Annotated in this window: 5 protein-coding genes; all 5 read right to left on the bottom strand. The window is 48.1% G+C overall.

The window, feature by feature from the left end:
• Positions 1-84 precede the first annotated feature (84 nt).
• A complete protein-coding gene (locus ABUA47_RS11645) occupies positions 85-378 on the bottom strand; it encodes a PG0541 family transporter-associated protein (protein WP_005825638.1) in 294 nt (97 codons plus the stop codon).
• A gap of 51 nt (positions 379-429) precedes the next feature.
• Positions 430-3,600: an efflux RND transporter permease subunit gene (locus tag ABUA47_RS11640; protein ID WP_005825640.1), complete on the bottom strand. Its 3,171-nt coding sequence runs from the start codon at positions 3,598-3,600 to the stop codon at positions 430-432.
• 94 nt (positions 3,601-3,694) lie between these two features.
• A complete protein-coding gene (locus ABUA47_RS11635; RefSeq protein ID WP_016271985.1) occupies positions 3,695-4,711 on the bottom strand; it encodes an efflux RND transporter periplasmic adaptor subunit in 1,017 nt (338 codons plus the stop codon).
• A 37-nt stretch (positions 4,712-4,748) separates the two neighbouring features.
• Positions 4,749-6,107: a TolC family protein gene (locus ABUA47_RS11630; RefSeq protein ID WP_016271986.1), complete on the bottom strand. Its 1,359-nt coding sequence runs from the start codon at positions 6,105-6,107 to the stop codon at positions 4,749-4,751.
• 27 nt (positions 6,108-6,134) lie between these two features.
• Positions 6,135-6,797: a TetR/AcrR family transcriptional regulator gene (locus ABUA47_RS11625; RefSeq protein ID WP_008661836.1), complete on the bottom strand. Its 663-nt coding sequence runs from the start codon at positions 6,795-6,797 to the stop codon at positions 6,135-6,137.
• Positions 6,798-6,857: the final 60 nt, after the last annotated feature.

Here is a 6,857-nt window from a genome sequence, read left to right as displayed (position 1 = left end):
AAAGCTTTCGTTTTGAAGTCATAAGAGTAACACATTTATTAGTTTGTAAATGTGTCTACCTATATCAGGATAAGACAGACCCGATTAAATGGTCTGTTCGATATTCCAAACAAAAGCACGGAGTCCGAGTTGCTCGGTCTCCTTGTCCATCCGGTGGAGCGCTTCGAGCAACGGAGCCACCTTAGCCTCATCTATGATAGTGATGATGGCGGAACACATACTGGGCCAGGCATGGCTGCCATAGTGCGGTTCCCCCGTCTTACTGCCACGCCCCTGTACTTGCTGCCAATAGCTGAAGCCGCGGCAGTTGTGGCGGTCAAGCAATGCCATGATACGTTCAAAGAACGCTTGGTCGAATGTTATAAATACTGATTTCACGCTATATAATGTTTAGTGATTAATGTTTAATGATTAACGGATAATGATTAATCATTGTTTACGTGGTTTCGTCATCTTCTCCTTATGCAACTGGTAATAATCATTCAGCTCACGGTCTTTCTTAATCTTCTTACGCGTGCGGCGGATACCAACACCTGCAAACGAGCAATAGAGTACGGGGACAAGAATCAATGTCAGAATGGTAGATACCGTCAGACCGCCAATTACGGCAACACCCAACGGACGCCACATCTCGGCACCTTCACCCTGCCCTACAGCCATCGGCACCATACCGAGGATAGTGGTCAGTGTAGTCATTAATACCGGACGCAAACGGCTGCGGCCTGCCGTGACTACAGAGTGAAGCACCGCTTGACCACGTTCGCGGCAAAGCGTGATGTAGTCGATGAGTACGATACCGTTCTTCACCACAATACCAATCAACATGATTCCACCCAAAAGCGACATCACATTCAAATTGGTTCCCGTAAAGAATAATGCCATCAACACACCGCTGAATGCAAATGGAATGGAAAACATGATGATGAACGGATAACTCAAAGACTCAAACTGAGCTGCCATCACAATGAATACGAGAATAACAATCAATACAGCCAGCGTTCCCAAGTCGGAGAATGAATCCTGTTGGTCCTCATACGAACCCGAAATCTGGATAGAAACACCACTTGGTAGGTCCATCTTATCAATTATAGCATTACCATCGGCCACCACATCGCCCAAAGGTGCTCCCGAAATAACCGCAGATACAGTAACAATACGCTCACGGTCTTTACGTTCGATGGTAGGAGGAGCAGAACGCTCGACTACTTTGCCGAGGTCTTTCACGCGGATACCCTCACCGGAAGGCGTATAAATAAGGATGTTCTCCAAATCTTCAATCTTTGTACGGAATTCGGGAGCGTAACGCACACGGATGTCGTACTCGTCACCATCTTCGCGATAATAAGATGCCAAAGCACCATTTACACGATTACGCAGATAGTTGGAGGCAGTAGAAAGATTCAAGCCATGCAATGCCAGCTTCTCACGGTCAAAGTCCACCTGATATTCGGGCTGATAATCCTGACGGCTGATGTTCACTTCACTCACACCTTTCACCTGCAACAATTTCTCTTTCAGTTCGGCTGACACTTTGTCCGTAGCGGTGAAGTCGTAACCATAAACCTCAAAGTCGGCACTTGCCTGGGCGCTCATGCCGCCTGTGCTACCGCCCAGAATAACCTGCGCCTTATCCAATTCAGGATACCCCTTCAAGTCCTCACGCATTTCGTCGCAAACGGTTTCCAGTGTCACGTCACGGTCTCCCGGACTCACCAGACTGATATTGAAACTAATGATATGACTACCGTTGTCCTGCATGGAAGCAAACGTATTGTCAGAGTCCGCCTGCCCCACAGTGTAGTTGCAAACTTTCATCATATCTCCGTAGCGCGTCATCCACTTGTTTGTCAGTTCCGAAGCCAACGCTTCCGCACGCTCCACACGGGCCCCGATGGGCAACTGAAGGTTGATACCGATGCGGCTATTGTCTGCTGCCGGGAAGAACTCGGTACCGATGTACTTGGCACAGAACAGACTTGCCACAAAGAATGCGGCACAGCCTGCCATAACCGTCAGACGATGGCGCACAGCCCAGTTCAACCGGTTCTGATACCACACGTCAAGACCGTCCAGCGCACGCTGAATCGGCGTATAGAGCGTAAGGAACATCTTACTCTGCTTTTTCTGCAAACGCAGAAGCTGCGCACACATCATCGGGGTGAATGACAAGGCTGAAACTGTGGAAACCGTCATAATCACACACATCATCCATCCCAACTGACGGAATAACACACCGGACATACCACTTACCATCGTCAATGGGAAGAATACCGCAATCATAGTTAGCGTAGATGCAATTACGGAGATGGCCACCTCGTTCGTGGCATGTATCGCTGCCTGCTTCGGTTCGGAACCCCGTTCAATATGGGTCGTTACATTCTCGAGTACCACAATGGCGTCGTCCACCACGTTACCAATAGCAATAGAGAGACAAGAGAGCGAGATGATATTCAGTGAACCGCCGTCGATGATACCCAGATAGATGAACGAGGCAACCAGTGACATCGGTATGGTGATACAGATGATGACCGTGGCACGCCAACGCCCCAAAAAAACGAACACCACCAAGATAACGAACAGCATAGCGTACATAATGGTTTCCTCCAAGCTGTCTATCGTATTCAAGATGTTATCGGAAGTATTGACAATGATCCCCAGCTTCACATCGCTCGGCAGTGACTTCTGCAACTGTGGCAACATATCAATTACCTTCTGCGAAATGGCTACAGAATTGGCACCCGATTGTTTCTGCACCACAATCATAGCGCCCTGCACACCGTTGCTATACGTCTTCTGTGCACGTTCCTCCACAGAGTCCACAACTTTTGCCACATCGCGCAGATAGACGGAAGCACCGTTGTGCGTACCTACCACGATGTTCTCCATCTCTTTGGGATCCTTGAACTCACCTTCCACACGCAGCGAATAGGTATTGCTACCTACATCAAACGTACCGCCCGGCGTATTCCGGTTTTCGGCACTGATAATAGAGCTGATAGTTTCTACAGAAAGGTTGTAGGCATCCAGTTTATTGGGGTCGCAATATACATTGACCTCACGCTTGGGGGCACCCGAAATGGACACCGTACCGACACCGGGCACACGCGCCAAGGGATTCGCCACGTTGTCATCCAATATTTTGTAAAGAGCCGGCTGGCTCTCCTCTGCCTGCACGGAGAGCAGCAGGATAGGAATCATGTCCGTACTGAACTTGAAGATGATGGGAGTTTCGACCTCATCGGGCAGCATGGAGCTCACCATGTCCAGTTTATCACGCACGTCGTTCGTCAGCACGTCTATGTCATATCCATACTCAAACTCCAGCGTAATCACGGAAATATTCTCCGACGAACGGGAAGTGATATGCTTCAAGTTGCTGACCGAATTCAGCACGTTTTCCAACGGACGGGTCACGTTATTCTCGATGTCCGAGGCACTGGCACCCTGATAGGTCGTCATCACCATAATGGTGTTGGTCTCGATGTCCGGATAAAGGTCTACCGGCAATTTCGACAGAGAGAACAGACCAAATATAGCCACTGCCAGGAAGCAGAGCGAGGTCATAATCGGTTTCTTAACCGCTCCTTCGTATAAACTCATAAGATTAATTCTTTAATTTGCCAATGTGCTAATATGCTAATTGGCTGCGCAATGTAGCTACATCGGCACATTAGCATATTATCACATTACCATATTATTTTTCTACTTCGACTTCCACACCATCGGCTAATTTAGACTGTCCGGCAATAACAACTTGAGAGTTGTTGTCTACACCGGAAATCAACTCATACTCCGTATCCATACGACGGCCAAGCTCCACCTTATTATAAGACACCTTGCCGTCCTTGTAGACATAGACATAGCGGTCGCCCGAACCGGCACGCTTCACAATGGCCAGGTCGGGAACAACCACGTGGTCCTGTGTCCCGAAGTTCAGCGTGGCGCGGGCAAACATTCCCGGACGTACGCGCTGGTCACGGTTGACAAGCTGTATCTCTACCGGGAAAGTACGGGTAGCCGGGTCGATGGTAGGATAAACAAGGCTGATTTTGCCTTCGAACTCCTCGTCACCATAGACATCCACTTTCACGGATACGGGAGCGCCCTTCTTCACTTTGGTAAAGTAGCCTTCGGATACGTTGATGTATAGTTTTACCGGAGTGATTTGCTCCACTACCAGTACCGGTTCTCCACCGCTATACATATCTCCGTTATCGTAATTGCGTGCCGTCACCACCCCGTTAATGGGACTGAGCAACGAGGTGTTCTCCAAGAGATTCTTATAGGAAGTCTCACGGATGTCGAGATTCATCTTGGCGGCATCCCACTCCGATTTGGAGGCACCGCCTACCTTATACAACTCGTCAATACGCTTGAACTCTATCTGCTGGTTGTCCAGCTGATATTTTATCTGCTTCAGATTGGCAGCATCCATGCTGACCAGCTTCTGGCCTTTCGACACGCGGTCGCCCACCTCCACAAAGATGCGGTCTATACGCACCGGAGAAGAGGGAGCAATATTGTTTTTTACTTCGGCTTCCACCGTAGCGGTGTATTCCTGAATCTGTTCCACGGGACGGGACGACACCTCGGCCAGTTTCACCCTCGGCTTTTCGTCCACCTTCTCAGCAGCAGCTTTATCACTACCTCCGCTACATGCCCCCAGCATGGCAACAACCAGCAGGGCCATCCATTGAAAACCTTTTTTCATATCGTTGTTCTTATTTCTATTCTTCATTCTTAGTTCTTCATTCTTCGTTCTCTGCAATATAATCCTTTCCCAGCACTTGGTCAAGGTCAGCCTTCGCTACCAGATAATCATAGATGGACTGATTGTAAGTCAGTTCAGCCTCCGTAAGCTGCACTTGCGATGTGTTCAGCTCCAACACCGTACCTTTGCCTACCTCATAGCGTTTACCGGCAATCTGCACAGCTTTCTGTGCCTGCATCACATTCTCGCGGTTGCTGACAACCTGCTCAGAACTGGCAGCCATGTTGTTCTGATAGCTGGTAATCTGCATGTTCAGCTTTCGCTCTGTGTCCAGACGGTTCTGCTCCAACTGACGTATCTGAATACGGTTGGACTTGAGCTTGGTGAAATTGCTTGCCTTATACAAAGGAATACTCAGCGTAAACATCAGTGCGGAACTTCCGCTCCAATTATAATCGAGGATGTTCCAATCCTCGTTGTAGAGTGACTGGTACTGGTAAGAATAGTTCATACCCAAAGTAGGCATGAAGTTGGTACGGAGTGACTTGATGTTCTGATTGAGCATCTTCCGGTTCAAGTCCAACTGCTTCATCGTCGTATTATTGTTCAGATTGGCAGCGGGCTGATTCAGCTCATTGGCAAACAGCTCTGTCTCATAATTGCCGAGATTGTCGGCAATCTCTATATCCACATCGGCCGTTACCCCCATCAGTACCTTCAACTGCAACTTGGACAACGTCACGGCATTACCCGCCGAAATCACATTCGGCTTAATGCTGCGCATCTGCACCTCGGCACTGATTTTATCGAACTCACTGACGGCACCCTGCTGATACTTGGCATTGACAATGTTGTAGTTGTCTTCCGCCAGCTTATAGCTCTTCTGCAACACATCGTAAGAGTCTTGCGTCAGCATCAGCTGATAGTAACCCTTAGTTACCTGGTTCACCAAGTCCAGCTTAGAAGCCCGTGACTTTTCCACAGCCAGTTCAATGTCTGTCTTCGTCATCGACATGGCCTTATATACGCTAGGGGCGAATATGGGCAAACTGATATTCAGCACCCCGCTTACCGTATTCGAATTGTCCATACCCATCTTGAACGACTGTCCGCCAAGATTCATCTGTGCCGCACTGATGGTATGATTCCACGTACCGTCAATGCTTGCCTGCGGAAGCAAGTTCTGCCAGGTCTCCTTGTGAGTCACTTTCTTCAAAGCAATTTCTTCCTCCGCCACCTTTATGGTAGGATTGTCGCTTAAAGCAATCTCCAAGGCACGGTCAAGGGTCAGGGTCAGGGTATCCTTTGCCTCTTGTGCGCGCACATAGCCGCCGGCATACAGCACAGCAACTGCCAACAGTAGTGCTCTGCCTACCCAAAATCTCTGCATCTTCATAAATCAAAAATAGATTATTTATTAAAACTACTCCTTCGTTTCATCCGGCTTTACCTGATTCTTGCGATATTCGCAGATAAAGTCCTCCAGAACACGGGCACCCTTCTCCGTAGAGATACCGCGCAAGAAAGTGAACATGATAGATTCGTACACTTCAAGGAAAGAATACTCATTGCAGATGTCCGAATTCATCAGCAAATCGAGCTGGTCGCGCACGAGCAGATTGATAATGGCGAAATTCACATCATCACGAAAAATGCCTTGCTTCACGCCCTCTTTGAAGAAGTTCACTGTATCTTCCGAGCTCCGGTTCCGGTTGTTCTTCATCAGCTGATAAGCCTTGGGATATTTCTTGATATCCTCAAAAAACTTCTTGTTCGTGGCATGAAAACGCTCTATGCTCCACTGATAACATCTCAACAAAACTTCCAATACGTTACCGGAAGTCTCTATTACTCCTTTCACAAAAATATCACCATCCTTCTGGGACTTCAGGATACATTCTTCCAACAAGGTTTCCTTGTCCGGAAAAACTTCGTAGAGAGTGCGCTTAGAGATACCCAAAGATGCGGCAATCTCATCCATCGTGATACTTTTTATTCCATTTGTTGTAAATAATTCTACGGCGGCCAGAATGATACGTTCCCTCAGTTCCACCCGTGATGTTGAATGCTTCGTGTGTTCGCCCATTTTTCTTCCCTTTCTAAACTAAAACTATTTTTATTCATTATCGGAATAAAACGGGACAAA

Origin of the sequence: Bacteroides sp. RTP31139st1_H2_RTP31139_211217, assembly GCF_040227615.1 — a bacterium.
Taxonomy (GTDB): Bacteria; Bacteroidota; Bacteroidia; order Bacteroidales; family Bacteroidaceae; genus Bacteroides; species Bacteroides uniformis.
This window is presented reverse-complemented; position numbering and strand designations above follow the sequence as displayed.

Excerpts from the sequence above, each read along its gene's own strand:
- ABUA47_RS11625 (WP_008661836.1), bottom strand. The coding sequence starts at position 6,797 with ATGGGCGAACACACGAAGCATTCAACATCACGGGTGGAACTGAGGGAA.
- ABUA47_RS11635 (WP_016271985.1), bottom strand. The coding sequence starts at position 4,711 with ATGAAAAAAGGTTTTCAATGGATGGCCCTGCTGGTTGTTGCCATGCTG.
- ABUA47_RS11630 (WP_016271986.1), bottom strand. The coding sequence starts at position 6,107 with ATGAAGATGCAGAGATTTTGGGTAGGCAGAGCACTACTGTTGGCAGTT.
- ABUA47_RS11640 (WP_005825640.1), bottom strand. The coding sequence starts at position 3,600 with ATGAGTTTATACGAAGGAGCGGTTAAGAAACCGATTATGACCTCGCTC.